At 49.0% G+C, this 24,132-nt stretch carries 41 protein-coding genes; 39 read left to right on the top strand and 2 right to left on the bottom strand.

Annotation, left to right across the window (positions count from 1 at the left end; translation table 11 throughout):
* Window positions 1-144 precede the first annotated feature (144 nt).
* From rpsJ to salA, 36 genes are all read left to right on the top strand, one after another.
* The gene (gene rpsJ / locus AC6ROY_RS22495) at window positions 145-453 is read left to right on the top strand and encodes a 30S ribosomal protein S10 (protein ID WP_062410373.1); all 309 of its coding nucleotides are present in this window, start codon (window positions 145-147) and stop codon (window positions 451-453) included.
* A gap of 54 nt (window positions 454-507) precedes the next feature.
* Window positions 508-1,134, top strand: a complete 627-nt coding sequence (gene rplC, locus AC6ROY_RS22490) for a 50S ribosomal protein L3 (protein ID WP_500102823.1) — start codon at window positions 508-510, stop codon at window positions 1,132-1,134.
* A 24-nt stretch (window positions 1,135-1,158) separates the two neighbouring features.
* Window positions 1,159-1,782 carry a 50S ribosomal protein L4 gene (rplD, locus tag AC6ROY_RS22485; RefSeq protein ID WP_500102822.1) on the top strand — a complete coding sequence of 208 codons (624 nt, stop codon included), beginning with the start codon at window positions 1,159-1,161 and terminating at the stop codon, window positions 1,780-1,782.
* Window positions 1,782-2,072 (top strand): 50S ribosomal protein L23, encoded by a 291-nt coding sequence (rplW, locus tag AC6ROY_RS22480; protein ID WP_072338026.1) that lies wholly within the window; start codon window positions 1,782-1,784, stop codon window positions 2,070-2,072. The genes rplD and rplW overlap by 1 nt, the downstream gene beginning before the upstream one ends.
* 29 nt (window positions 2,073-2,101) lie before the next feature.
* Window positions 2,102-2,932 (top strand): 50S ribosomal protein L2, encoded by an 831-nt coding sequence (gene rplB / locus AC6ROY_RS22475; protein ID WP_500102821.1) that lies wholly within the window; start codon window positions 2,102-2,104, stop codon window positions 2,930-2,932.
* 70 nt (window positions 2,933-3,002) lie between these two features.
* Window positions 3,003-3,281 (top strand): 30S ribosomal protein S19, encoded by a 279-nt coding sequence (gene rpsS / locus AC6ROY_RS22470; protein ID WP_072338024.1) that lies wholly within the window; start codon window positions 3,003-3,005, stop codon window positions 3,279-3,281.
* A gap of 49 nt (window positions 3,282-3,330) precedes the next feature.
* Complete coding sequence (rplV, locus tag AC6ROY_RS22465; RefSeq protein WP_072338023.1) at window positions 3,331-3,666, top strand: 50S ribosomal protein L22; 336 nt, start codon at window positions 3,331-3,333, stop codon at window positions 3,664-3,666.
* A 13-nt stretch (window positions 3,667-3,679) separates the two neighbouring features.
* On the top strand, window positions 3,680-4,345 hold the full coding sequence (gene rpsC / locus AC6ROY_RS22460) for a 30S ribosomal protein S3 (RefSeq protein WP_500102820.1): 666 nt from the start codon (window positions 3,680-3,682) through the stop codon (window positions 4,343-4,345).
* Between the two features lie 3 nt (window positions 4,346-4,348).
* Entirely contained in the window at window positions 4,349-4,783 is a 435-nt protein-coding gene (rplP, locus tag AC6ROY_RS22455; RefSeq protein WP_500102819.1) for a 50S ribosomal protein L16, read from the top strand.
* Window positions 4,773-4,973, top strand: coding sequence for a 50S ribosomal protein L29 (gene rpmC / locus AC6ROY_RS22450; RefSeq protein WP_341419839.1), 201 nt, complete (start codon window positions 4,773-4,775; stop codon window positions 4,971-4,973). The genes rplP and rpmC overlap by 11 nt, the downstream gene beginning before the upstream one ends.
* Window positions 4,974-4,996: 23 nt before the next feature.
* Window positions 4,997-5,260 (top strand): 30S ribosomal protein S17, encoded by a 264-nt coding sequence (rpsQ, locus tag AC6ROY_RS22445; protein ID WP_500102818.1) that lies wholly within the window; start codon window positions 4,997-4,999, stop codon window positions 5,258-5,260.
* A gap of 42 nt (window positions 5,261-5,302) precedes the next feature.
* Window positions 5,303-5,671: a 50S ribosomal protein L14 gene (gene rplN / locus AC6ROY_RS22440; protein ID WP_072338018.1), complete on the top strand. Its 369-nt coding sequence runs from the start codon at window positions 5,303-5,305 to the stop codon at window positions 5,669-5,671.
* Window positions 5,672-5,765: 94 nt separating this feature from the next.
* On the top strand, window positions 5,766-6,119 hold the full coding sequence (gene rplX, locus AC6ROY_RS22435) for a 50S ribosomal protein L24 (protein WP_500102817.1): 354 nt from the start codon (window positions 5,766-5,768) through the stop codon (window positions 6,117-6,119).
* Between the two features lie 32 nt (window positions 6,120-6,151).
* Window positions 6,152-6,694, top strand: coding sequence for a 50S ribosomal protein L5 (gene rplE / locus AC6ROY_RS22430; RefSeq protein WP_500102816.1), 543 nt, complete (start codon window positions 6,152-6,154; stop codon window positions 6,692-6,694).
* A 49-nt stretch (window positions 6,695-6,743) separates the two neighbouring features.
* Window positions 6,744-6,929, top strand: a complete 186-nt coding sequence (locus tag AC6ROY_RS22425; RefSeq protein WP_010498863.1) for a type Z 30S ribosomal protein S14 — start codon at window positions 6,744-6,746, stop codon at window positions 6,927-6,929.
* A gap of 33 nt (window positions 6,930-6,962) precedes the next feature.
* Complete coding sequence (gene rpsH / locus AC6ROY_RS22420; protein ID WP_054797092.1) at window positions 6,963-7,361, top strand: 30S ribosomal protein S8; 399 nt, start codon at window positions 6,963-6,965, stop codon at window positions 7,359-7,361.
* A gap of 31 nt (window positions 7,362-7,392) precedes the next feature.
* Window positions 7,393-7,935, top strand: a complete 543-nt coding sequence (gene rplF / locus AC6ROY_RS22415; RefSeq protein WP_500102815.1) for a 50S ribosomal protein L6 — start codon at window positions 7,393-7,395, stop codon at window positions 7,933-7,935.
* Between the two features lie 59 nt (window positions 7,936-7,994).
* Entirely contained in the window at window positions 7,995-8,363 is a 369-nt protein-coding gene (gene rplR, locus AC6ROY_RS22410; protein ID WP_500102814.1) for a 50S ribosomal protein L18, read from the top strand.
* Between the two features lie 29 nt (window positions 8,364-8,392).
* Entirely contained in the window at window positions 8,393-8,890 is a 498-nt protein-coding gene (gene rpsE, locus AC6ROY_RS22405; protein WP_500102813.1) for a 30S ribosomal protein S5, read from the top strand.
* 10 nt (window positions 8,891-8,900) lie between these two features.
* Window positions 8,901-9,089, top strand: coding sequence for a 50S ribosomal protein L30 (gene rpmD / locus AC6ROY_RS22400; RefSeq protein WP_500102812.1), 189 nt, complete (start codon window positions 8,901-8,903; stop codon window positions 9,087-9,089).
* A 33-nt stretch (window positions 9,090-9,122) separates the two neighbouring features.
* Window positions 9,123-9,563: a 50S ribosomal protein L15 gene (rplO, locus tag AC6ROY_RS22395; protein WP_341419847.1), complete on the top strand. Its 441-nt coding sequence runs from the start codon at window positions 9,123-9,125 to the stop codon at window positions 9,561-9,563.
* Window positions 9,563-10,861 (top strand): preprotein translocase subunit SecY, encoded by a 1,299-nt coding sequence (secY, locus tag AC6ROY_RS22390; protein ID WP_500102811.1) that lies wholly within the window; start codon window positions 9,563-9,565, stop codon window positions 10,859-10,861. Before rplO ends, secY begins: the two co-directional genes overlap by 1 nt.
* Window positions 10,862-11,024: 163 nt before the next feature.
* The gene (locus tag AC6ROY_RS22385; RefSeq protein WP_500102852.1) at window positions 11,025-11,678 is read left to right on the top strand and encodes an adenylate kinase; all 654 of its coding nucleotides are present in this window, start codon (window positions 11,025-11,027) and stop codon (window positions 11,676-11,678) included.
* On the top strand, window positions 11,675-12,427 hold the full coding sequence (map, locus tag AC6ROY_RS22380; RefSeq protein WP_500102810.1) for a type I methionyl aminopeptidase: 753 nt from the start codon (window positions 11,675-11,677) through the stop codon (window positions 12,425-12,427). The genes AC6ROY_RS22385 and map overlap by 4 nt, the downstream gene beginning before the upstream one ends.
* A gap of 316 nt (window positions 12,428-12,743) precedes the next feature.
* Complete coding sequence (gene infA, locus AC6ROY_RS22375) at window positions 12,744-12,962, top strand: translation initiation factor IF-1 (protein ID WP_072338006.1); 219 nt, start codon at window positions 12,744-12,746, stop codon at window positions 12,960-12,962.
* Window positions 12,963-13,107: 145 nt separating this feature from the next.
* Window positions 13,108-13,221 (top strand): 50S ribosomal protein L36, encoded by a 114-nt coding sequence (gene rpmJ / locus AC6ROY_RS22370; protein ID WP_003333770.1) that lies wholly within the window; start codon window positions 13,108-13,110, stop codon window positions 13,219-13,221.
* A gap of 15 nt (window positions 13,222-13,236) precedes the next feature.
* The gene (gene rpsM, locus AC6ROY_RS22365; RefSeq protein WP_500102809.1) at window positions 13,237-13,605 is read left to right on the top strand and encodes a 30S ribosomal protein S13; all 369 of its coding nucleotides are present in this window, start codon (window positions 13,237-13,239) and stop codon (window positions 13,603-13,605) included.
* 19 nt (window positions 13,606-13,624) lie between these two features.
* Entirely contained in the window at window positions 13,625-14,020 is a 396-nt protein-coding gene (gene rpsK / locus AC6ROY_RS22360; protein WP_133236158.1) for a 30S ribosomal protein S11, read from the top strand.
* Window positions 14,021-14,145: 125 nt separating this feature from the next.
* Window positions 14,146-15,090 carry a DNA-directed RNA polymerase subunit alpha gene (locus tag AC6ROY_RS22355; RefSeq protein ID WP_500102808.1) on the top strand — a complete coding sequence of 315 codons (945 nt, stop codon included), beginning with the start codon at window positions 14,146-14,148 and terminating at the stop codon, window positions 15,088-15,090.
* 44 nt (window positions 15,091-15,134) lie between these two features.
* Window positions 15,135-15,503 carry a 50S ribosomal protein L17 gene (gene rplQ / locus AC6ROY_RS22350; protein WP_500102807.1) on the top strand — a complete coding sequence of 123 codons (369 nt, stop codon included), beginning with the start codon at window positions 15,135-15,137 and terminating at the stop codon, window positions 15,501-15,503.
* 103 nt (window positions 15,504-15,606) lie between these two features.
* Entirely contained in the window at window positions 15,607-16,383 is a 777-nt protein-coding gene (truA, locus tag AC6ROY_RS22345) for a tRNA pseudouridine(38-40) synthase TruA (RefSeq protein ID WP_500102806.1), read from the top strand.
* 129 nt (window positions 16,384-16,512) lie between these two features.
* The gene (gene rplM / locus AC6ROY_RS22340) at window positions 16,513-16,950 is read left to right on the top strand and encodes a 50S ribosomal protein L13 (RefSeq protein WP_500102805.1); all 438 of its coding nucleotides are present in this window, start codon (window positions 16,513-16,515) and stop codon (window positions 16,948-16,950) included.
* An 18-nt stretch (window positions 16,951-16,968) separates the two neighbouring features.
* Complete coding sequence (gene rpsI, locus AC6ROY_RS22335; protein WP_500102804.1) at window positions 16,969-17,361, top strand: 30S ribosomal protein S9; 393 nt, start codon at window positions 16,969-16,971, stop codon at window positions 17,359-17,361.
* A gap of 216 nt (window positions 17,362-17,577) precedes the next feature.
* A complete protein-coding gene (locus AC6ROY_RS22330; protein WP_500102803.1) occupies window positions 17,578-18,276 on the top strand; it encodes a phosphoadenylyl-sulfate reductase in 699 nt (232 codons plus the stop codon).
* An 84-nt stretch (window positions 18,277-18,360) separates the two neighbouring features.
* The gene (gene cwlD / locus AC6ROY_RS22325; RefSeq protein ID WP_500102802.1) at window positions 18,361-19,119 is read left to right on the top strand and encodes an N-acetylmuramoyl-L-alanine amidase CwlD; all 759 of its coding nucleotides are present in this window, start codon (window positions 18,361-18,363) and stop codon (window positions 19,117-19,119) included.
* Window positions 19,120-19,182: 63 nt separating this feature from the next.
* The gene (salA, locus tag AC6ROY_RS22320; RefSeq protein ID WP_500102851.1) at window positions 19,183-20,280 is read left to right on the top strand and encodes an iron-sulfur carrier protein/transcriptional regulator SalA; all 1,098 of its coding nucleotides are present in this window, start codon (window positions 19,183-19,185) and stop codon (window positions 20,278-20,280) included.
* 39 nt (window positions 20,281-20,319) lie between these two features.
* Here the strand turns inward: salA and gerD are convergent, their stop codons facing one another.
* Window positions 20,320-21,045, bottom strand: coding sequence for a spore germination lipoprotein GerD (gene gerD, locus AC6ROY_RS22315; RefSeq protein WP_500102801.1), 726 nt, complete (start codon window positions 21,043-21,045; stop codon window positions 20,320-20,322).
* 138 nt (window positions 21,046-21,183) lie between these two features.
* Between gerD and AC6ROY_RS22310 the strand changes: the two genes are divergently transcribed.
* Window positions 21,184-21,783 carry a KinB-signaling pathway activation protein gene (locus AC6ROY_RS22310; RefSeq protein ID WP_500102800.1) on the top strand — a complete coding sequence of 200 codons (600 nt, stop codon included), beginning with the start codon at window positions 21,184-21,186 and terminating at the stop codon, window positions 21,781-21,783.
* A gap of 103 nt (window positions 21,784-21,886) precedes the next feature.
* On the opposite strand, the gene pdaB is transcribed toward AC6ROY_RS22310, so the two are convergent.
* Window positions 21,887-22,672, bottom strand: a complete 786-nt coding sequence (pdaB, locus tag AC6ROY_RS22305) for a polysaccharide deacetylase family sporulation protein PdaB (protein WP_500102799.1) — start codon at window positions 22,670-22,672, stop codon at window positions 21,887-21,889.
* 104 nt (window positions 22,673-22,776) lie between these two features.
* Between pdaB and AC6ROY_RS22300 the strand changes: the two genes are divergently transcribed.
* Both AC6ROY_RS22300 and AC6ROY_RS22295 read left to right on the top strand, forming a co-directional pair.
* Complete coding sequence (locus tag AC6ROY_RS22300; protein ID WP_500102798.1) at window positions 22,777-23,388, top strand: stage II sporulation protein M; 612 nt, start codon at window positions 22,777-22,779, stop codon at window positions 23,386-23,388.
* A 233-nt stretch (window positions 23,389-23,621) separates the two neighbouring features.
* A complete protein-coding gene (locus AC6ROY_RS22295) occupies window positions 23,622-23,840 on the top strand; it encodes a hypothetical protein (RefSeq protein ID WP_500102797.1) in 219 nt (72 codons plus the stop codon).
* Window positions 23,841-24,132 lie beyond the last annotated feature (292 nt).

Genomic DNA, 24,132 nt, shown 5'->3' with positions numbered 1-24,132 from the left:
ATAATAGTGAACGTTGGTCTGTGACGTTGCGATGATGTGAGAGGTTGCTGACACACCCGGCCCCTTTGCCATAGGGATGGAGCGTCAGGAGATTTTCACGGAGTATGTCCGATACTAAATTGGGCGATAGAAGGAGGGAATACAATGGCAAAGCAAAAGATTCGTATTCGTTTGAAGGCTTATGATCACAGAATTCTGGATCAATCCGCAGAGAAAATCGTGGATACAGCCAAACGTTCCGGTGCAGGAGTGTCTGGTCCGATTCCGCTTCCAACCGAGAAGCAAATCATCACGATTCTTCGCGCGGTTCATAAGTACAAAGATTCGCGTGAGCAGTTCGAAATGCGTACACATAAGCGTTTGATTGATATCGTGAATCCTACGCCGCAAACGGTTGATGCGCTGATGCGTCTGGATCTGCCGTCCGGTGTGGACATTGAAATCAAACTGTAATATACACACTGTGGATAAATACAAACAAGCTACAAAAGAAAAGAGGTGTCAACGATGACTAAAGGTATCTTAGGAAAAAAACTTGGGATGACTCAAGTGTTTACTCCCGAAGGATTGGTCGTGCCGGTTACGGTAATCCAAGCAGGTCCTAACACGGTTCTGCAAAAGAAAGACGCGGAAAACGACGGCTACGAGGCTATCCAAATCGGTTTTGAAGATAAGAAAGAGCACAGAGCGAATAAACCGGAGCTCGGCCATGCTAAGAAAGCTGGAGCTACGCCTAAGCGCTACATTAAGGAGCTTCGCGGCGTTGATATGGCTGGTTATGAAGTTGGCCAGGAAATCAAGGCTGATCTGTTCTCCGAAGGCGAATTCGTTGATGTAACAGGGATTTCCAAGGGTAAAGGTTTCCAAGGCGTAATCAAGCGTCATAACCAATCCAGAGGTCCAATGACTCACGGTTCCCGTTATCACCGCGGTCCTGGTTCCATGGGTTCGATCCAAGCTAACCGTGTACCAAAAGGCAAAAAGCTGCCAGGTCACATGGGTAAAGAAACGGTTACGATTCAAAAGCTTGAAGTCGTCAAGGTTGATGCAGAGCGCAACGTGCTTCTGATTAAAGGTTCCATTCCGGGTCCTAAAAATAGCTATGTAACCGTCAAATCTACGGTGAAGAAGTAAGCAAGCAGGAAAGGAGGATAACAAATGCCAAAGGTAGCATTATTTAATGTCAGCGGTTCGCAAGTTGGCGAGGTCGAACTGGCCGAAAGTGTTTTCGGAATCGAGCCTCATGCACATGCGCTGAACCAAGCTGTTCTGTTGCAACGCGCTTCGCTTCGTGCAGGTACGCACAAAACGAAGGGACGTTCCGAAGTTCGCGGCGGTGGCCGTAAGCCTTGGAAACAAAAAGGTACTGGACGCGCTCGTCAAGGTAGTATCCGCTCTCCTCAATGGAAAGGCGGCGGTGTGGTTTTCGGACCAACTCCTCGCAGCTACTCGTTCAAACTGCCTAAAAAAGTTCGTCGTTTGGCCATTAAATCCGCGTTGTCTTCTAAGGTGAAGGCGAGCGAAATTATCGTTCTGGATCAACTGCAGCTGTCCGCTCCTAAAACGAAGGAATTTGCAGCGATTCTGAACAACCTGAAAGTTGAGCGTAAAGCCTTGGTAGTGACAGCTGGCTACGAAGAAAACGTAGCATTGTCCGCACGCAACATTCCTGGCGTTAAATTCGTTGTCGCTGAAGGAATCAACGTACTGGACGTATTGTCTTATGACAAGCTGATCATTACGAAGGACGCGGTGCAAAAGGTAGAGGAGGTGTTTGCGTAATGAAGAACCCTCGCGATATTATTAAGCGCCCGATCATTACTGAACGTACTAGCGAAATGATGGCCGATAAAAAATATGTGTTCGAGGTTGACATCCGTACGAATAAAACGGAAATCAAGCAAGCAATCGAGCAAATCTTCAAAGTGAAAGTGACGAATGTGAACACACTCAGAATGCCGGCTAAGCCTAAGCGTTATGGTCGTTATTCCGGTTATACGTCCGAGTGGAAGAAAGCAATCGTAACACTTTCGGCAGACAGCAAAGAGCTGGAGTTCTTTGAATCCGTCTAAGACACTTCTCAAGTAAGGAGGGAAACCACGTGCCAATTAAAAAGTACAAACCAACGTCCCCGGCGAGACGTGCGATGTCCGTTTCGACTTTCGAAGAAATCACAACATCCACACCGGAGAAATCGCTTTTGGCTCCATTGAGCAAAAAAGCAGGACGCAACAACCAAGGTAAAATTACGGTTCGTCACCAAGGCGGCGGACATAAGCGTAAATACCGGATTATTGACTTCAAACGGAATAAAGATGGAATACCTGGACGCGTTGCTACGATCGAATACGATCCGAACCGTTCGGCTAACATCGCGCTGATCCACTACGTGGATGGCGAAAAACGTTACATCATCGCTCCTAAAGGCTTGAAGGTGGGCGATCAAATCGTGTCCGGCCCTGAGGCTGACATCAAAGTAGGTAACGCGCTGCCAATGGAAAATATTCCGGTTGGTACAGTTATCCACAATATCGAGCTGAAGCCTGGCAAAGGCGGCCAATTGGTTCGCGCAGCTGGTACAGAAGCTCAATTGCTCGGTAAAGAAGAACGTTATGTAACGGTTCGTCTGTCTTCCGGCGAGATGAGAAAGATCCTGAAAGTTTGCCGCGCAACGATCGGTTCCGTAGGTAACGAGGATTATGAGCTCATCAAAATCGGTAAAGCAGGTCGTTCCCGCTGGCTCGGACAAAGACCGGAAGTTCGCGGCTCCGTCATGAACCCTAACGATCACCCGCATGGTGGTGGTGAAGGCCGTTCCCCGATCGGTCGCAAATCTCCGATGTCCCCATGGGGCAAACCGACACTTGGCTACAAAACACGGAAGAAAAACAAAGCTTCCAATCAATACATTGTACGTCGCCGCACGAAGTAATTCCCTGGATAATTTCAGCATGTTGATTGACTGGGGATTACGCGTTGCTTAAAGAAGGGAGGAACAACACATGGGTCGCAGTTTGAAAAAAGGACCGTTTATTGATGGCTATCTGCTGAAGAAAGTCGCTGAGGTAGACGCATCCTCGAAAAAGCAAGTGATCAAGACTTGGTCCCGCCGTTCCACAATTTTCCCGCAATTTATCGGTCACACGTTTGCCGTGTATGATGGCAGAAAGCATGTACCGGTTTATGTAACGGAAGATATGGTTGGACATAAGCTTGGTGAATTTGCACCAACCCGTACTTACAAAGGTCACGACGACGATAAGAAAACGGGCAAGCGCTAAGATAACATTTCGATATAGATCAAGTTTGTGAACGAGAGGAGGTACATCCATGCAACAAGCAAAAGCTATTGCAAGATACGTACGCATCGCTCCCCGTAAAGCTCAGCTCGTGGTTGATCTGATCCGCGGCAAGCAAGTGGGCGAAGCTATTGCAATTCTGAACCATACGCCTAAGGCAGCATCCCCGATCATCGAGAAGCTGTTGAAATCGGCGATTGCGAATGCGGAGCATAACAACTCCCTGGACCCTAACAGTCTGGTGATTTCGCAAGTGTTCGTTGATCAAGGACCAACCTTGAAGAGATTCCGTCCTCGCGCTATGGGTCGTGCGAGCCGCATCAATAAACGTACCAGCCACATTACTGTAGTGGTATCTGAGAAATAAGGAGGGACAACGTGTGGGACAAAAAGTAAACCCGGTCGGACTTCGCATTGGTATCATTCGCGATTGGGAGTCCAAATGGTATGCCGGTAAAGATTTCGGCGACTTGTTGATGGAAGACGTTAAAATCCGCGAGTACTTGAAGCAAAAATTGAAAGAATCCGCCGTATCCCGCATTGAGATCGAACGTGCAGCTAACCGCGTGAACGTTACGATCAACACTGCGAAGCCAGGTATGGTTATTGGTAAAGGCGGTTCTGAAGTTGAAGTAATCCGCGCTTACCTGACCAAGCTGACGAACGGTAAAAAGGTTCATATCAATATTACAGAAATCAAAACACCTGATCTGGATGCGATTCTGGTCGCTGAAAGCATCGCGCAGCAGTTGGAGCGTCGTGTATCGTTCCGTCGTGCGCTGAAGCAAGCGATCCAACGTTCCATGAGATCCGGTGCCAAAGGAATCAAAACTTCGGTTAGCGGCCGTCTTGGCGGAGCCGAAATTGCAAGACAGGAAGGCTACAGCGAAGGTACAGTACCACTTCATACCTTGCGTGCAGATATCGACTACGGTACAGCTGAAGCTCATACCACGTACGGACGTATCGGCGTAAAAGTATGGATCTATCGCGGCGAAGTTCTTCCTGCGGCTAAGAAAAAGGCTGCTGCGGAAGGAGGCAACTAATCCATGTTAGTTCCTAAACGTGTAAAACACCGCAAAGAGCACCGTGGCAATATGCGCGGCAAAGCTAAAGGCGGACAGGAAGTACATTTCGGTGAGTTCGGCCTGCAAGCGATGGAGCCGGCTTGGGTAACCAACCGTCAAATCGAAGCAGCTCGTATCGCGATGACTCGTTATATTAAGCGGGGCGGTAAAGTTTGGATCAAGATTTTCCCAGCCAAGCCAATTACTCAAAAGCCGCTTGAAGTCCGGATGGGTAGCGGTAAAGGTAACGTAGAAAAATGGGTTGCTGTCGTAAAACCGGGTAAAGTTTTGTTTGAACTGGCCGGCGTAAGCGAAGAAATCGCCCGTGAAGCTATGCGTCTCGCCTCTCACAAGCTCCCGATCAAGACGAAGTTTGTGAAAAGAGAAGAACTGGGTGGTGAAGTAAATGAAAGCTAGTGAATTTCGCAACCTAACCTCTGCTGAGCTTGAACAAAAGATTGCCGGATTTAAAGAGCAGCTCTTTAACCTCCGTTTTCAACTGGCTACAGGTCAACTGGATAATCCCGTACAGATTCAAAAAGTCCGCAAAGAGATTGCTCGGGCAAAAACTGTTTTGCGTGAAAGAGAATTGGGAATCACTAGTTAATGAAAGAGAGAGGAGGATCTCACATGGCTGAACGCAACGAGCGTAAAACGCAAGTGGGCAGAGTCGTCAGCGACAAAATGGATAAAACCATCGTTGTTGCCGTTGAGACTTACAAGAAGCATGACTTGTACCACAAGCGCATTAAATATACGAAGAAGTTTAAAGCGCATGATGAAAATAACGAAGCTAAGATCGGTGACGTTGTTGAAATCATGGAAACACGTCCGCTCTCCAAGGACAAACGCTTCAGACTGATCAAAGTGGTTGAAAAAGCGGTTATCGTTTAATATAAACATTTTGGCATCAATACCGGAAGGAGGAACCACACAATGATTCAACCATTTACACGATTGAAAGTAGCTGACAACTCTGGTGCGAAGTCTCTGATGTGTATCCGCGTGTTGGGTGGTACAGGTCGTCGTACGGCGAATATCGGAGATTTGATTATCTGCTCGGTGAAAGAAGCAACACCAGGTGGCGTTGTCAAGAAAGGCGATGTCGTCAAAGCTGTAGTGGTACGTACGAGACGCGGCGCTCGTCGTAAGGACGGATCTTACATTACATTTGACGAAAATGCAGCGGTTATCGTTAAAGACGACAAGAGCCCGCGCGGTACGCGGATTTTTGGACCGGTAGCTCGTGAGCTTCGCGACAGAGACTTCATGAAAATCGTTTCTCTCGCTCCTGAAGTTATCTAAGCCTTACAAACCAGCGTGCTTGTAAGGAATTGAATCAGCAGTACTTACGAAGCGGTTTTCCTTCACGAAAACCTGTAGGAGGTGTAACACCACAATGCCAAAACAACCGAAGAAACTGGAGTCCCACAACAATAAATTGCACGTCAAAAAAGAAGACACGGTTATCGTGATCACCGGTAAAGACAAAGGCAAAAAAGGCCGCGTACTCGCAGCTTACCCTCGTCAAAACCGCGTGCTGGTCGAGGGCGTAAACATGATCAAAAAACATGCGAAGCCATCCCAAGCGAATCCGCAAGGCGGCATCCTTACGCAAGAAGCTTCGATCCATGTATCCAACGTTATGCTGGTAGATCCGAAGAGCGGCCAACCGACTCGGATCGGCTACAAAGTATTGGATAACGGTAAAAAAGTTCGCGTCGCGAAAAAATCCGGCGAGATTATTGATTAATAACAGGTAAAGAAAGGAGGTAAACGAGTCTTATGGCAGCAAGAATGAAGGATCGTTTTCTGAACGAAGTAACGCCATCGTTGATTCAAAAGTTTAACTACACGACGGTTATGCAAGTTCCAAAAATCGAGAAGGTCGTTATCAACATGGGTGTTGGCGAAGCAGTTTCCAACTCCAAGGTGCTTGATGTGGCTGTATCCGACCTGCAGCTGATCGCTGGTCAAAAGCCGGTAATCACGCGCGCTAAAAAATCGATCGCAGGTTTCAAACTGCGTGAAAATATGCCAATCGGCGTAAAGGTGACACTGCGCGGCGAGCGTATGTATCACTTCCTTGACAAGCTGTTCAACGTTGCGCTTCCACGCGTACGTGACTTCCGTGGTGTATCCACCAAAGCTTTCGACGGCCGCGGTAACTATACACTTGGTTTGAAAGAGCAGCTCATTTTCCCTGAGGTCGAATACGATAAAGTGGACAAAGTCCGCGGTATGGACATCGTAATCGTCACGACAGCGAAAACTGACGAAGAATCCCGCGAATTGCTGACGCAGCTCGGCATGCCGTTCACGAAATAAATAGCTTACGATACGGGTTTCATTGGAACCTTTGGAGGTGTAAACGAAAGTGGCAAAAACTTCGATGAAGATTAAGCAGCAGCGTCCTCCGAAATTTAAGGTGCAGGCCTACACGCGCTGCGAGCGCTGCGGACGTCCCCATTCGGTATTGCGTAAATTTAAAATTTGCAGAATTTGCTTCCGCGAATTGGCATACAAAGGCCAGATTCCTGGCGTGAAGAAAGCAAGCTGGTAAAACTCAAAGTTTCGGGAAGGAGGTTTACAACACATGGTTATGTCCGATCCAATTGCAGATATGCTTACACGCATTCGCAACGCTAACGTCGTTCGTCATGAGACTGTTGAAATTCCGGCTTCGAAGATCAAGCGCGAAATCGCCGAGATCCTCAAGAAGGAAGGATTCATCCGTGACGCTGAATATATTGAAGACAGCAAGCAAGGCATCATCCGCTTGTTCCTGAAATACGGCTCCAACAACGAGCGCGTAATTACAGGTTTGAAAAGAATCAGCAAGCCAGGTCTTCGCGTTTACGCGAAAAGCCAAGAAGTACCTCGCGTACTCGGCGGACTCGGTATCGCAATTCTCTCGACTTCCAAAGGTGTCATGACTGATAAGGAAGCTCGTCAATCCAAAGCTGGCGGAGAGGTTATCTGCTACGTTTGGTAATCTCGATTTTTAAAGAACGGAGGTGCACAACATGTCCCGTATTGGTCGTAAACCAATCACGATCCCTAGCGGAGTTAAGGTGACTTTAGACAATACATTAATTACGGTTGACGGACCGAAAGGTACGCTTAGCCGCGAGCTTCACAAAGACATGAAGGTTAGCGTTGAAGAAAGCATCATCAACGTTGAGCGTCCTTCTGACAATAAACTGCATCGCTCCCTGCACGGCACGACGCGCAGCGTCGTTCAAAACATGGTGAGCGGCGTAACTGACGGTTTTGCTAAAAACCTTGAGCTGGTTGGCGTAGGTTACCGTGCGAACAAATCCGGCAACAAGCTGGTACTGAACGTAGGTTACTCCCACCCTGTTGAAATCGAACCGGCGAACGGCATCGAATTCGAAGTTCCTTCGAATACGAAAATCACGGTTAGAGGTATCGACAAAGAGCTCGTCGGCGCATATGCAGCCAAAATCCGCTCCGTACGTGAGCCAGAGCCGTATAAAGGCAAAGGTATCAAGTATGAAGGCGAACGGATTCTTCGTAAAGAAGGTAAAGCCGGTAAGAAGAAGTAAGGCAGCCTAAAGCCGGCTGACCTGCTTCGTCACCACAACCGAAAGGAGTGAAGACTCGAATGATTACTAAAGGCGATAAAAACAAAGCGCGTCTGAAAAGACATCTTCGCGTTCGTAAGAAAATTCAAGGAACGGCTGAGCGTCCACGCCTCAACATTTTCCGTTCTTCCAAGCATGTGTACGCTCAACTGATCGACGACATCAAGGGTGTTACAATCGCAGCTGCTTCTACGCAAGATAAAGAACTGAAAGAAACGATCAGCAACGGTGGCAACACTGAGGCTGCTACGAAAGTCGGTTCTTTGATCGCAGAACGTGCGAAACAAGCTGGCGTTGAGAAAGTTGTATTTGACCGTGGCGGATACTTGTACCATGGACGTGTAAAAGCATTGGCTGACGCTGCTCGCGAAGCAGGTCTTCAATTCTAAAACAAATCTTCACATAAGGAGGTAAGGACTTGCGTATCGATCCAAACACATTGGAATTGACTGAAAAAGTCGTTCAAATCAACCGCGTTGCTAAAGTTGTAAAAGGCGGACGTCGTTTCAGCTTTAGCGCACTCGTTGTCGTAGGCGATGGCAACGGTTGGGTAGGCGCTGGAATTGGTAAAGCTTCCGAGGTACCTGATGCAATTCGCAAAGGTATCGAAGATGCAAAGAAAAACCTGATCCAAGTTCCAATCGTCGGAACTACGATTCCTCACTTGGTAGTTGGTCACTTCGGCGCTGGTGAAGTGCTGCTGAAACCGGCTTCCAAAGGTACAGGAGTTATTGCTGGCGGCCCGGTTCGCGCAGTGCTTGAACTGGCTGGCGTTGGCGATATTTTGACGAAATCGCTTGGTTCTTCGAATTCCATGAACATGGTTAACGCTACCCTGGAAGGCTTACAGCGCCTGAAGCGTGCGGAAGACGTGGCTAAGCTTCGCGGTAAAACCGTAGAAGAACTTTTAGGTTAGGAGGGATACCATGGCTAAGCAATTGCAAATTACCCTCAAGCGCAGCCTGATCGGACGTCCTGCGACGCAACGTCGCACGGTGACTGCACTCGGACTTCGTAAGCTTCATCATTCGGTTACACAAGCTGACAATGCTGCGATCCGCGGCATGGTCAACCAAGTGAGCCACTTGGTGGAAGTTAAAGAAATCGAAGCGTAATAACTTAACATAAAGCTAGAGGAGGTGCAAACGATGAAATTGCATGAACTAACTTCTGCCCCGGGTTCGCGTCATTCGCGCAAGCGTGTGGGCCGCGGTGTTGGTAGCGGCATGGGTAAAACTTCGACTCGCGGTCACAAAGGTCAAAACGCTCGTTCCGGCGGCGGTGTTCGCCCAGGATTCGAGGGTGGTCAAAACCCATTGTATCGTCGCTTGCCGAAGCGTGGATTTAACAACCAGTTCCGCAAAGAGTATGCGATCGTCAACCTGACGGACTTGAACAAGTTCGAAGCAGGCACGGAAGTAACTCCAGAAGTATTGCTGGAATCCGGTATTGTTAAAAACCCATTGAGCGGCATTAAGATCCTCGGTAACGGTGAAATCACGGTTCAACTGAACGTAAAGGCGAGCAAGTTCTCCCAATCTGCGGTAGAGAAAATCACAGCTGCCGGCGGTAAAACCGAGGTGATTTAATGTTTCGTACCATATCCAATATTATGAAAGTAGACGATCTGAGGAAACGGATCCTGTTCACCCTTCTGGTGCTGATCGTCTACAGAATTGGTGCTTTTATTCCAGTACCTAACATCAACACAGAATTACTGAAAATGCAAGATCAGGCTACCAGTGGAGTATTTGCTTTGCTGAATACTTTCTCTGGCGGCGCGTTGTTCCAGTTTTCCATCTTCGCCATGACGATCACGCCGTATATTACGGCTTCGATCATCGTGCAGCTGCTGTCGATGGATGTCATCCCGACATTCACGCAGTGGGCCAAAGAAGGGGAAGTCGGGCGCAAAAAGCTGAGTCAAATTACTCGTTACGGTACGATTGTGTTGGGGCTTATCCAAGCGTTCAGCTTCGCAATTGGTTTTAACCGGATGGTTAACGGTTTGGTTATCAATCCAAGCTTCACGACGTATGCTTTGATTGCGATCGTACTGACAGCTGGTACAGCATTTCTGATGTGGTTAGGGGAACAAATCACCGAGAATGGCATTGGAAATGGTATTTCCATTATCATCTTCGCGGGCATTGTCGCTGCGATTCCGACAGGCATCGGTCAAATTTATCAAACTCAATTTGTCGATGCGGGCGGCGCGGTTTTCCTTAACATCCTTAAGGTATTGATCATCGCTGCTGTTGTAGTCGCCTTGATTGTTGGTGTTATATTCGTCCAGCAGGGCGTTCGCAAGATTCCGGTTCAGTACGCGAAACGGGTGGTAGGTCGCAAAATGTTCGGCGGTCAATCTACACATATTCCGCTTAAAGTGAACGCTGCGGGCGTCATCCCGGTTATCTTCGCACTGTCCTTACTCGTGTTTCCGCCGACGATTGCCAGCTTCTGGCGCGGCAATGCGGTAGCCGAGTGGATCATTACGAACCTTAGCTACACGCATCCGCTCGGTATGGTGATTTACGTGCTTCTGATCATCGGGTTCACGTATTTTTACACGTTCGTACAGATTAATCCTGTACAAATGGCTGAGCAGATGAAGAAAAACGGCGGATACATCCCGGGCGTTCGTCCAGGGAAAAACACCGAAGTATACTTGACCCGCGTGATGACTCGGATCACCCTTTCCGGCGCGCTGTTCTTGGCTGCAGTATCTATTGTCCCGATGATTTTCGCCGCGCTGGCCGGCTTGCCGCAATCCGTGCAAATCGGCGGTACCTCCTTACTCATCGTTATCGGTGTAGGTTTGGAAACGATGAAAACCATCGAAAGCCAATTGATCAAACGCCATTACAAGGGCTTCATTAATAAATAGCATATAGGTTCTGATAGTACGCTCGCCCGGCGCCTGTGATGACCGAATTTCGGCCTCATCGGCGTCCAGAGGTTGACGGAGCCCGCCTGGCGGATTCCGTGAGAACTATCGGCACCTATTGTGCTGTTAGCATCGCTTGATGCAAATGGGGGAGGAAGTCACGGTGAATATCATCTTTATGGGACCTCCTGGTGCAGGTAAAGGGACGCAAGCGGAACGGATCATTGAACAGTTCCATATTCCGCATATCTCCACCGGTGATGCCTTTCGGCTTGCGATGAAGCAAGAGACTCCTCTTGGCGTCGAAGCGAAAAAGTTTGTAGATCAAGGGCTGCTCGTTCCAGACGAAATTACAATCGGCATCGTACGCGACCGCTTGGCGCAAGAAGATTGCACGAAAGGCTTTCTGCTGGACGGTTTTCCAAGAACGATCTCGCAGGCGGAGGCGCTTGACGAAATCGCGGCGGATCTGGATCGGAAAATCGAGCATGTCGTCAACTTGAGTGTAGATCGTGATTTATTGCTTGCCCGTTTGACTGGCCGTCGGATTTGCAAATCCTGCGGTGCTACGTATCACGTCCTGTTTAACCCTCCGGCAGTTGAAACTGTTTGCGACAAGTGTTCGGGTGAATTGTATCAGCGTTCGGACGATAACGAAGAGAAGGTCGGAACCCGTCTGGACGAATATATCAATAAAACCGCTCCGCTTCTGGAGTACTATCGGAACAAAGGAATATTGCGCGAGGTTAACGGCGAGCAAGAAATCGACACGGTTACTGCACAAATCAGTTCACTATTGCGAGGACAAGCGGAATGATCATTTGTAAATCTGCCGCTGAATTGGCATATATGCGCGAGGCTGGACGCATCGTTGCTGAAACGCATCGCTTGCTGCAGAAGGCCATTCAGCCCGATATTACAACGAAAGAGCTCGATCAGATCGCAGAAGATTTTATTCGCAGTCAGGGCGCAATTCCATCTTTTAAAGGCTACAATGGTTTTCCTGGAAGCATCTGCGCTTCGGTCAACGATGAATTGGTTCATGGGATTCCCGGTCAGCGCAAACTGAACAACGGCGATATCATCAGTATCGACATCGGCGCTCAATACAAAGGATATCATGGCGACTCCGCCTGGACGTATGGCGTAGGGCAGATCGACGAAACGGCAAGCAAGCTGCTTGAGGTTACGGAACGGTCGCTGTTCGCCGGACTAGCGGAAGCGAAACCGGACGCAAGGTTGTACACGATATCCAATGCCATCCAAAGATGTGCGGAGAGTGAAGGATTTTCGATTGTACGAGAGTATGTAGGACACGGCATCGGCACGGAGCTCCATGAGGAGCCGCAAATACCTAACTACGGCGTTGCCGGTCATGGACCGCGCTTGCGGCCGGGGATGGTGTTAGCCATCGAACCGATGCTTAACGTAGGTGAACGATACGTCCGGACGTTGCAAGACAACTGGACGGTGGTCACGGTGGATGGCACACTGTGCGCACATTTCGAGCATACCATCGCCATCACGCAAGACGGCTTCGAAATTTTGACGCTGCCGGGCGCGTAAGGCATATGGCACCAACGAACGTTCCACAGCTCGGACAAATCGTAAGGGTGATTCGGGGACGGGATTCCGGGAAGCTTGCCGTTATAATCGGCGTCGTAGACCAACGATACGTGCAGGTCGTTGACGGCAGCAAGCGGAAGTTCGATGATCCCAAGAAAAAAAGTCTGCGTCATCTCCAGCTTCTTCCGGCAGTTAGCGCCGAAGTAGCCGATTGTCTCCGTGAGACGGGTCGGGTAACCAACGCTAGGCTCAGACATGTTTTGATGCAAGCAGCGAACCAATTTATGCGTGATGCGCAAGAGAAAGGAGAATGACTGTGGCCAAAGAAGATGTAATTGAAGTTGAAGGTACAGTGATTGAACCTCTTCCGAATGCAATGTTCAAGGTTGAGCTGGAAAATGGTCATCAGATCCTTGCTCATGTATCCGGCAAAATCAGAATGCACTTTATCCGGATTCTGCCAGGCGACAAAGTGACGGTGGAGCTTTCGCCGTATGATTTGACCAGAGGCCGTATAACCTATCGTTTTAAATAGATCGTGTTCTCTAGGTGTACGAAATGCTTTATAATCCGCTTCCCTCAGGAAGCAGATCATCCTTACGCAGCAGCTTTCTGACGAAGGCTGAGCTAAACTCTTACGATGTAGCTTCTCTTCGGGAAGCTTGGAGGAGGTAACCACCATGAAGGTTAGACCGTCGGTCAAACCGATTTGCGAAAAATGCAAAGTCATTCGCCGCAAAGGTAACGTTATGGTCATTTGCGAAAATCCGAAACATAAACAAAAACAAGGCTAAGGAGGTGCTGCATTCATGGCACGTATTGCTGGTGTAGACTTACCCCGTGACAAGCGCGTGATCATCGCTTTGACTTACATTTTCGGGATCGGAAACACAACTTCCGCGAAAATCGTAGCTCAAACAGGTATCAACCCTGATACTCGCGTTCGCGATCTGACTGAAGATGAAGTAAGCAAAATCCGCGATGTAATCGACAAGACGCTGAAAGTGGAAGGCGACCTTCGTCGTGAAATTTCCCTGAACATCAAGCGTCTGATCGAAATCGGCTGCTATCGTGGCGTTCGTCATCGTCGCGGCTTGCCTGTTCGCGGTCAACGTACGAAAACAAATGCTCGTACACGCAAAGGTCCGCGTCGTACAGTAGCGAATAAGAAGAAATAGTAAAGGAGGGTAATTGTACATGGCTAAACCGAAAAAAGTCGTTCGTACCAAACGTCGTGACCGGAAAAATATCGACAGTGGCGTAGCTCATATCCGTTCTACGTTCAACAACACGATCGTTACGATCACAGATCCGCATGGCAATGCAATCTCCTGGGCTAGCGCAGGTAACCTGGGCTTCAAGGGTTCCCGTAAAAGCACTCCGTTCGCTGCTCAAATGGCAGCAGAATCGGCAGCTAAAGCGGCTATGGAGCATGGCATGAAAGTCGTTGAAGTTATGGTTAAAGGTCCGGGTGCAGGCCGTGAGGCAGCAATCCGCTCCCTGCAAGCTGCAGGTTTGGAAGTAAACCTGATCAAAGACGTGACGCCGGTTCCTCATAACGGTTGCCGTCCTCCAAAGCGTCGTCGCGTATAATTCGGGATTGCTAAGCTTAGTGGTATAAATATCCAAATGGTGTCTATACTATTTGGATAGGCATATGTGCGTTTACTACGTCTTACGTTATCCAGAATGAAACGACGTTTGAAGGAGGGTTTACATTGATCGAAATCGAAAAGCCGAAAATAGAAACCGTATCATTAAGTGAAGATGGCACGTACGGCAAGTTTGTCGTAGAGCCTTTGGAAAGAGGCTACGGAACTACACTCGGCAACTCGTTACGCAGAATCTTACTGTCTTCCCTTCCGGGCGCGGCGGTAACATCCGTCCAAATCGACGGCGTTTTGCACGAGTTTTCCACAGTTCCAGGTGTCATGGAAGATGTTACGGAAATCATCCTGAACCTGAAAGGTCTCTCGCTGAAAATTCATTCCGATGAAGAAAAGGTGCTTGAGATCGACGCAGAAGGTGAAGGGGCTGTTGTGGCTGGCGATATTCGCGGCGATAGCGATGTGGAGATTTTAAACCCGGATCTGCACATTGCTACGCTGTCCTCTGACTCCAGGCTTCACATGAGAATTCATGCAAGCCGCGGCCGGGGATATGTATCGGCAGACAAAAACAAAAGAGAGGATCAGCCGATCGGCGTGATTCCGATCGATTCGATCTACACTCCTATTACTCGTGTCAATTACAGCGTTGAAAATACGCGCGTCGGGCAAGTCACGAACTATGACAAGCTGACGCTCGAAGTATGGTCCGATGGCAGCATCCGTCCGGAAGAAGCAGTAAGCCTGGGCGCCAAAATCTTGACTGAGCATCTGCTGCTCTTCGTTGGTCTGACTGATGAAGCAAAAGATGCCGAGATTATGGTTGAGAAGGAAGAGGACAAGAAGGAGAAAGTGCTTGAGATGACAATCGAAGAGCTCGATCTCTCTGTACGTTCTTACAACTGTCTCAAGCGTGCTGGTATCAACACGGTGCAGGAATTGATTACGAAAACGGAAGAAGATATGATGAAAGTCCGTAACCTGGGACGCAAATCTCTCGAAGAAGTTCAAGAAAAGCTCGAAGAGCTGGGCCTTGGACTGCGTATGGAAGACTAGCACAGGCAAGACTTTCCACCATTAAGCAGAAGGAGGTTGCACACATGGCTGCATATAGAAAGTTAAATCGTGACTCCAGTTCGCGTAAGGCACTGTTCCGCGACCTGGTAACCGACTTGTTTATACATGAGCGCATTCAAACGACAGAAGCAAAAGCGAAAGAACTTCGTTCCATCGCTGAAAAGCTGATCACGCTTGCTAAGCGCGGAGATCTGCATGCTCGTCGTCAAGTGGCTTCGTTTGTTCGCCGCGAGCAAGCTAACGAAAACCAAGATGCGATTCAAAAACTTTTCTCTGACCTGGCTCCACGTTACGCTGAGCGTCAAGGCGGATACACGCGTATCCTGAAGCTTGGCCCGCGTCGCGGTGACGCTGCGCCGATGGTTTACCTGGAATTGGTAGACCGCGCTTAAGAGATAAAGGGTAGGAAAGGGTGGACGGGATCATTTTGATTCTGATGAAACCCTTTTTTTGCATGCAGGAAATGCTTCAGGTTCAAGTTCCGGAGGGCAGCCCGTGCGAAATTTATGTGTAACCGTGAGCTACGATGGAGCCGGCTATAATGGCTTCCAGGTTCAGCCCGGACTGAATACGGTGCAGCACCAATTGGAGCAAGCGATCCGCCTGCTGACGGGAGAGGAAGTTAAAATCCATGCCTCCGGACGTACCGATGCCGGTGTGCATGCCCGTGGGCAGGTGTTTCATTTCCATACCGCCTCTCAAATCCCCGTCGACCGTTGGAGTATGGCGCTGAACGGCAGGCTGCCTCATGATATCCGAATTTGGGATGTTCGGGAGGTTCCGCTTGAGTTTCATTCCCGCCGCTGGGCCAAACGCAAGACGTACCGGTATACGATCCGCTGCGGCAAGTATTTTGATCCGATGACCCGGCATATGGAATATTATCATCCCCCTGCCTTAAATCTCGATGCGATGCGTGAGGCTTTGACTTATGTGGAGGGAGAGCACGATTTCACATCGTTCTGTTCCATACGATCAACGAAGACAAGCCACGTACGCACGATTTATGCGGCTCGATTGGAGTGCGCTTGGACGGATGAGCACTTGCGCTCCAGCGTTATTCATATTTATGTGACGGGCAACGGGTTCTTATACAACATGGTCAGGATCATTGTCGGCACATTGCTGCAAATTGGCGAAGGCAAACGGGAGCCGGCGGATATGAAGCGAATTTTGGAGGCTCAGGATCGTGGAGCTGCAGGTCCAACGGCGATGGCGCATGGCCTGATGCTCTGGGAAGTTTTTTACGGGGAAACACCAGGACCTACTTGATTATGTAGGCAATCTGTAGTATGATTATCAATGGTGTTTCTGACTGGCTATCCCACGGCCCCGGGTCTGAAAACCATTGCATTGTTGATGAATGATCATGGACGAAGATAGATCTAGGAGGAACATTACATGCGTACCACATATATGGCGAAGCCAAATGAAGTTGAACGCAAATGGTACATCATTGATGCTACCGATAAAACACTCGGCCGTCTTGCCAGTGAAGCAGCAGCTATTCTGCGCGGCAAACACAAACCTGAATTTACGCCTCATGTTGATACAGGCGATTTCGTAATCGTCATTAACGCTGAGAAAATTCACCTGACTGGTAAAAAATTGCAAAATAAAAAATACTATCGTCACTCCCTGTATCCGGGCGGTCTGAAAGTCGCTACGGCTCAAGAGCTCTTGAACACAAAGCCAGAGCGCGTGTTGGAGTCGGCGATCCACGGGATGCTTCCTAAGACTCGTCTGGGCAACCGTTTGAAAACAAAACTTAATGTATACGCTGGTTCGGAGCACCCGCACCAAGCACAACAACCTGTAGTTTGGGAACTTCGCGGTTAATAAAGGGAGGACTGTCTTGTGGCACAAGTACAATATTATGGCACCGGCCGTCGTAAGCATTCGGTAGCACGTGTACGCTTGGTACCGGGCGAAGGCCGTATCGTGATCAATAAACGCGAGTTGGACGAATACTTCGGTCTGGAGACCTTGAAGCTGATCGTCAAACAACCACTGAACCTGACTGAAACATTGACCAAGTACGATGTACTCGTACTGGCACATGGCGGCGGCATCTCCGGACAAGCCGGCGCAATCCGTCACGGTATTTCCCGTGCTCTGCTGAAAGCAGATCCGGAATTCCGCGGCGCTCTGAAAAGAGCAGGCTTCCTGACTCGTGACCCTCGTATGAAAGAGCGTAAGAAATACGGCTTGAAAGCCGCTCGTCGCGCTCCACAATTCTCGAAGCGTTAAGATTTGCTGCATAAGCACATACAGCCTCTGGCCCTTGGGTCAGAGGTTTTTGTATTTTCTTCATTTCCCCGCACTCGCCGGGTGATAGCTTAATAAATTAAATAAAATGCGGGCATAAATTTAATTTGACAAAAAGTATGTATCAATTATAATTATAAACAAATAAAATAAATCTTATGACAATACTCGGAAATAAACTTGGGAGGTAGGTTATATATGAACTTGTTTGAAAAAGAAGCATTGATTAAGCAGGGTGCGGAAGAGTTTGAAAGCAAGACTCCACAGGAACTTTTATCCTGGGCGGTAGAAAGGTTCCCAAATATTACACTCGCCTGTAGTTTCGGAGCTGAAGATGTTGTTTTGGTCGACATGCTCCAGAAGGTAAGCCCAACTTCGGATATTTTCTACCTGGATACAAATGTCCACTTTCAGGAAACGTATGAAACACGAGATCGTCTCCAGCAGCATTACGGCTTGAACTTCGTTCATGTGCTGCCGAAGCTTACGCTGAAGGAGCAGGAAGAGCAGTATGGCGCGGAGCTGTGGAAATCGAATCCGTCGCAATGCTGCAATATTCGCAAGGTTGATCCGCTGGCGGACATTTTGGGCAACTATGATGCCTGGATTACCGGAATTCGCCGCGATCAGGCGCCTACCCGTGCGAATGCGAGGAAAGTGGAATACGACGTAAGGTTTGGTTTGGTGAAGTTTAATCCACTGGCTGACTGGACATCGGAGGATGTCTGGAACTATATTCGCGCCAACAATATCATTTACAACCCGCTCCATGATCGGAATTTCCCGAGTATCGGATGCGAGCATTGCACGCGTCCGGTAGCAGCCGGAGAAGACCCGCGTGCAGGACGGTGGGCCGGGTTCGAGAAAACGGAGTGCGGACTTCACAAGGAAGGCTAGGTCAGGTCTGGCAAGCAGGTATAAAGAGCCACCTCGTCCCATATAGATGATACAGAGTCTATGCGGATGCGAGGTGGATTTTTCATGTTCGGGCGAAGAAAACGGGTCGTTGTTTGGCTGACCATGCATAGCTGGCTGAAAATCATCATGTCGGCGCTGCTTGTCGCTTTGATGGTATTTATGTTTACGTATGAGCTGCCCGCGACAAGAACCTGGACGTATTGGACGATGCCCCTATCCGGCAAAATCATTGCATTGGACCCGGGGCACGGCGGACCGGACGGCGGGGCCAGCAGCAAGGAGGGGGTCGTGGAGAAGGATATCAACCTGGCCATCACCTTGCAGGTGAGGGATTATTTGCAGCAGGCAGGCGCGCTTGTAATCATGACGCGGGAGGATGACCGGGATCTCGCCGATCCTTCCACCAAGAGCTACAGCAAGCGGAAGACGGAGGATCTGTTGAAGCGCGCCGAGCTGGTGTCCAGGCAGAAGGCGGACATGCTGCTCAGTGTGCATCTCAATTCGATTCCATCAGCCAGGTGGTCGGGCGCTCAAACCTTTTTTTATCCGAACAATCCGGCGAACGTGACACTTGCGACCTTGATCCAGAATGAAATCCGCGGCAATTTGAAAAACACGGACCGGGTGGCTAAGCAGGCAGACAAGGAAATTTATTTGCTTAAAACGATGCAGATTCCGAGTGCGCTTGTAGAAGTCGGATTTTTGTCAAATCCGGCCGAAGCCCGGCTGCTCCAGGATCAGGCATATCAGAAGCGGGTCGCGTCGGCGATTTACCAGGGCATTCTGCGATACTACTCCGGCGAAACGGTCGGCAGCCATTAAAAATGTGGTATACTAGCAAGTGTAGCAGAGGGATTCCACATTGAACAATTTTGGGGTGAAATGGTGCTGACGAGAGAAGATTTATTAGCTTCGCTAAGCGAGCTTCAGGACCCTGTATTCGGTCTCGGACTTGTTGAATTGAATTTTATTCGCGATATGATGATCAAGGAAACGCAAGTATCGGTAACAGTGCTGCTGTCGTCGGAGGACGAGTCCTTCAAGAACGATTTGCAGCAGCTGATTACGAAACGTTTTGAACGATTGGGCGCCTCCGGCGTTCATGTGCGGTTTCGGGCGCTGTCTGACTTCGAGCGGACAGAGGCTGAGCGCAAGCGGGAGGCAGCAGCTCAAGCAGCAGCTCCTGCACAGTCAGGGCAGCCGCCTCAAGCGGCCGAAGCAGCCAAGAGTCTGCTGGAGCCGGATTCAGGGGTTTCCTTCATCGCGGTCGCGAGCGGTAAAGGAGGCGTCGGCAAATCGACCGTAACCGTCAACCTAGCGGTAGCGCTTGCCCGTCTCGGCAAACGGGTGGGGCTTGTGGACGCGGATATCTATGGCTTTAGCGTGCCGGACATGATGGGCATCGAAACGCGCCCGCAAATTGTCGGCAATCGGATCATTCCGGTCGAACGTTTTGGCGTAAAAGTGATTTCCATGGGTTTTTTCGTCGAAGAAAACACGCCGGTCATCTGGCGCGGGCCGATGCTAGGCAAAATGCTGCGTAATTTTTTCAGCGAAGTGGAATGGGGAGAGCTTGACTACTTGCTGCTGGACTTGCCGCCGGGAACGGGAGACGTTGCGCTTGACGTGCACCAGATGATTCCGCAGAGCAAAGAAATTATTGTGACAACTCCGCATGCGACGGCCGCTTTTGTTGCAGCCCGGGCCGGTGCGATGGCGATTCAGACTGACCATCACATTTTGGGCATTGTTGAAAATATGTCCTATTACACCTGCAGCGCCTGTGGGCAAAAGGATTATGTGTTCGGCCGCGGAGGCGGAGCCAAGCTTGCGGAAGAGCTGCACGCTCCTCTGCTTGCGCAAATTCCGCTCGGTGTGCCAGATAATCACGTTGCGGAAGCAGACTACTCGCCGTCCGTGTACAAAGCGGATTCGGCTACAGGCCAGATTTATCTGGACATTGCAGCAAAAATCTCATCCTGAATAAACGTAAAAGGACCGGCCTCGCGGCCGGTCCTTTTATCATGATTGCTCTTGGCCGCCTTGATTCCCTTGATCACCGCTGCTGCTGCTATCCTCGTTGCCGCTTTTTTGATCGCTTTGACCGCCGTCTTGCTTTTCCTGGCCTTGGCCTTGCTGTTGGCCTTGTTGTCCTTGTCCGCCTTGCTGATTTTGGGTTTTTGGCATAGATTCCTCTTGCAGCACCTTTTTCATCAATTCCATAAGCTCAAGACGAAATAGCGGGCTTTGCAAAGATTCCTGAATAACCGTTTTCATCTGTGTTCGATAAGGCGTCGTTTTCATCGTATCGAGCAGCATGGTTTCAAAATCGGGACTTTTCATGGCATCCAGCATTTGTTTCTGGTATTCGGGGTCCTTCATCAGATCCTTTTGAATTTTTTTCGTGTCCTTTTCAATGGCTTTGGCAAATTGACCGGCAAATTTCGGGTCAACAATCATTTTTTGCAGAAATTTGGTTTGATCGGTATCAACCAGCACATCCTTGACGGCCAACTGCAATTGCTGCGTATCACCGGCTGATAAAAGCTGAAGCTTGCTGTTATCATGAATGGTTGCTTCTTGAATCGCGACCCGGCCATCCTCGGTTTTGAGAATGTCCATCACCATGGACTTCATGTCTTTGTAGCTGTTGCCGGTGCTTGAAGCTTGAGTATCCGAGCCGCAGGCCGACAACAGACCGGCGATGACCAGAACAGGTATAAGCAATCGGCGTCGTTGCGTTCTCATCCGTTCAGGCTCCTTTCGTTCATTTTGAGCTTAGTATGAGCTTGATGCCGAACGATTAACACAAATGTCGTTAGCATTTTACTGTGAACGTTGGTACAATTAACTGTTGATACGACTTGTTAATGGAGGGTAAGCGCAGTGACTCTTAGAAAATGGTTTTATTTGTTCTGGACGACACTTGTGATCGGCGCGGTAGTCGGCACATTAACCGGTGTCATTATGCAGTTGACCGATGCGGAGGCGGTGCGTTCCGGCAAGGCGGTCGGCTTTAATCTGGTGACGTCACTGCTTGGCGGCGCGACAATCAGTGTGTTAAGCCAAATGGGATTTTTCGCTTACCTGATTGTTCGCTATATATTTATGGGCATGATTCCGAAAAAATGGATGTGGGATTATTTACAGATGATTGTCATTGTGATCGTGCTGTTCGATCTTGTTTATTTACGCTATAGCGGAGGGGAAGGAACGACCTCGTTTGCCTCATACCTGCTGCTCCCGGTCATCATCGTACTAGTCGCGCTGGTCGTTGCCTGGCTGAAAGTAAAATGGACGAACAAAACGGCCTGGATTCCTACGCTGTTTTTTATGATCGCCGTGACGGCGCTGGAGGCGCTGCCTTCGATCCGACTTGATAAAGCCGCTTCTACCGTCTTTATGATGCTGCCTTTGCTTGCCTGCAATGCCTGGCAAATTTTAATTTTACAAAAGGTGCTGGGAACGGAAAAAGAGCCGGTTTAGCCGGCTCTCTGCGTTTGAAATTTGATTAGCCTAAGGGAAGCTCTTCGGGAGCGGCGGCAGGTTAATCCGGCGAACAAGCTTTTGACCTTAACAAGCGCTGCGGCTACTGCACGGAATGGAACGTATGGTCTTCTACAGGAGGCTTACTGTCCACATGCGCCTGTTTCATCAGTTGGCTGACACTGACAAATTCGTAGCCTTGACTTCGCAGCTTGTTGATAATAATCGGCAGCGCTTCATGGGTTTGCTTGGAGCTGTCGCTGGCATGCAGCAGCACGATGTCACCTGGATGAGCTTTACTGACGACGCGATTAATGATGCTTTCGACTCCGGGGTTTTCCCAGTCGCGTGAATCCGTATCCCACTGGATGACCGAATAGTTCAGCTCGCTGGCAATCCGCAGAACACGTTTATCGAAATCGCCGTTGGGCAAACGCAGCAGATTAGGCGCAGCACCCGCTGTTTCAGTCAGCATAGTGTGGGCGGTTTTGATCTGTGTACGGATTTCATCATCCTGCAGGCTGCTGTAGTTGACATGCTTGTGGCCGTGACTGCCGATTTCCCAGCCGTTTTTCACGATGCGCTTGACCAGCTCCGGATGAGCAGCGCCCCAGACCGACGACAAGAAAAAGGTCGTATTTTTTATTCCTTTATCCTCAAGTACTTTGAGAATGGGCTCCGTTCGCGTATCTCCCCAACTGATGTCGAAGGTTAGCGCGATGACCTTCTTTTCAGTCGAAACGCTGTACACAGCTGCAGGCTCATTATGGGAAAAAACAGTCACATTGCCGCGCTCCGAATAAACGATGCCCGCCGCAAAAACGACTGCAACGCAAATAATGAGCGCTTGCTTTAATTTTCTGCCGTTCATCACATAAAAAAAATTCACCGGGATAGCCTCCTTTGGCCCGTCACAATCGAAAGGCTTGTTTACAGTCTCATTAGTCAATGTATGCTCGTACCACTAACTTATGCCGACTTGGAGGGGATGGAATGAAGTTAAAAGATGCGTGGGAGCAGCTGCGATTAATCAAGCATTACATTATTGCTGCGGCGTTGGTGTTTGTTGTGGCTATATTTTTGGGGGCCAGCGAGCCCGAGCGCTTCCAATGGATGATCAACCTTCAAATGGAGGCGCTGAATAAGCTGAAGCAGGAAGTTATGAATAAACCGAACACCGAATGGTCACTATTTTGGATTATTTTTTTGAATAACGCCAAAGTATCGCTGCAAGTTATCGTATCCGGCTTGTTTTTTGGTATTCCGCCTTTGTTTTTGCTTGTGTCCAACGGTATTTTGCTGGGGTATGTTGGAGCCAAGGGGGCTGACGAGAGTTCCTTGGTTAACGTACTGCAAGGCATTTTACCTCATGGCATATTGGAGCTCCCCGCTATTGTAGTGGCCTGTGCGCTCAGTCTGCGGCTAGGCGTATTGGTTAGCAAATGTCTGATATCTCTGCCGATTCCTTCAAGATCCAAGCAAGTCGTTCAGCAGTTGAAAGTTTTCCTCAAATCACTGGTGCCGCTTTGCGCTATGCTTGTGGTGACGTTGTTTGTGGCCGCTCTGATTGAAAGCACGATTACGCTCTGGATCGTTCAAAATTAGATTGACTTTTTCACCGATGAACCGAGGAAGTCTGTCGTCTGAAAAAAATCGGTTATCTGGTCATAAAAATGCCAAAAACTGTGCATAACAGTAAAGCGAGCAAGGTAGCTTTGGCGTTCAGGTATGCAGCAACAGCGCCGGCCTCACTTGATGGAGAAGCGGGGCAGGCACTAGCGCATACCTTTTTTGATTGACCTGATCCTCGGGATGGCGAAAGGAGTCGGACTCTAATTATGCTTGGATTTTTGTTTAACGAGCGGGAGTGCAAAGAATTGGACTATGTGCTGCGTAAAGAATTGGATGAAATGCTTTTTGACCTGAACGACAAACGAATCGACTCCGATATTAAAACAGCGATTGAAACCCGCTACCGCATCATATTTCGTATGTATGCCAGACTGGCCTCCCCTAAAGAAATTTCCAGATATGCAAGAAACCGTATGTATCATTAAAAAAATGAGTTTAAAGGCTTGACTTCCCCTTGAAGAGTATGTTACTTTATAACTCGTTCTCCTAAAGCGAGACAAGCTGTACCAGGCCGCGAAACAAACAGGCCAAAAAAAATGCTTGCATTAAAGTACGCAAGTATGGTACATTATAAAAGTCGCCGATAAACGCGGTGACAATAAACGACAAAGTAGGAAATGCTTGATAACATGCTTTGTTGTAGACATTGCCCTTTGAAAACTGAACAACGAGTGAGTGTTAAATAGAGAATGAAAATTCTCGCTAGCATGACGTATG

This window comes from Paenibacillus sp. sg306046, from assembly GCF_059821225.1.
The sequence above is the reverse complement of the archived record's forward strand: the minus strand, read 5'-3'. Positions and strand labels throughout refer to the sequence as shown.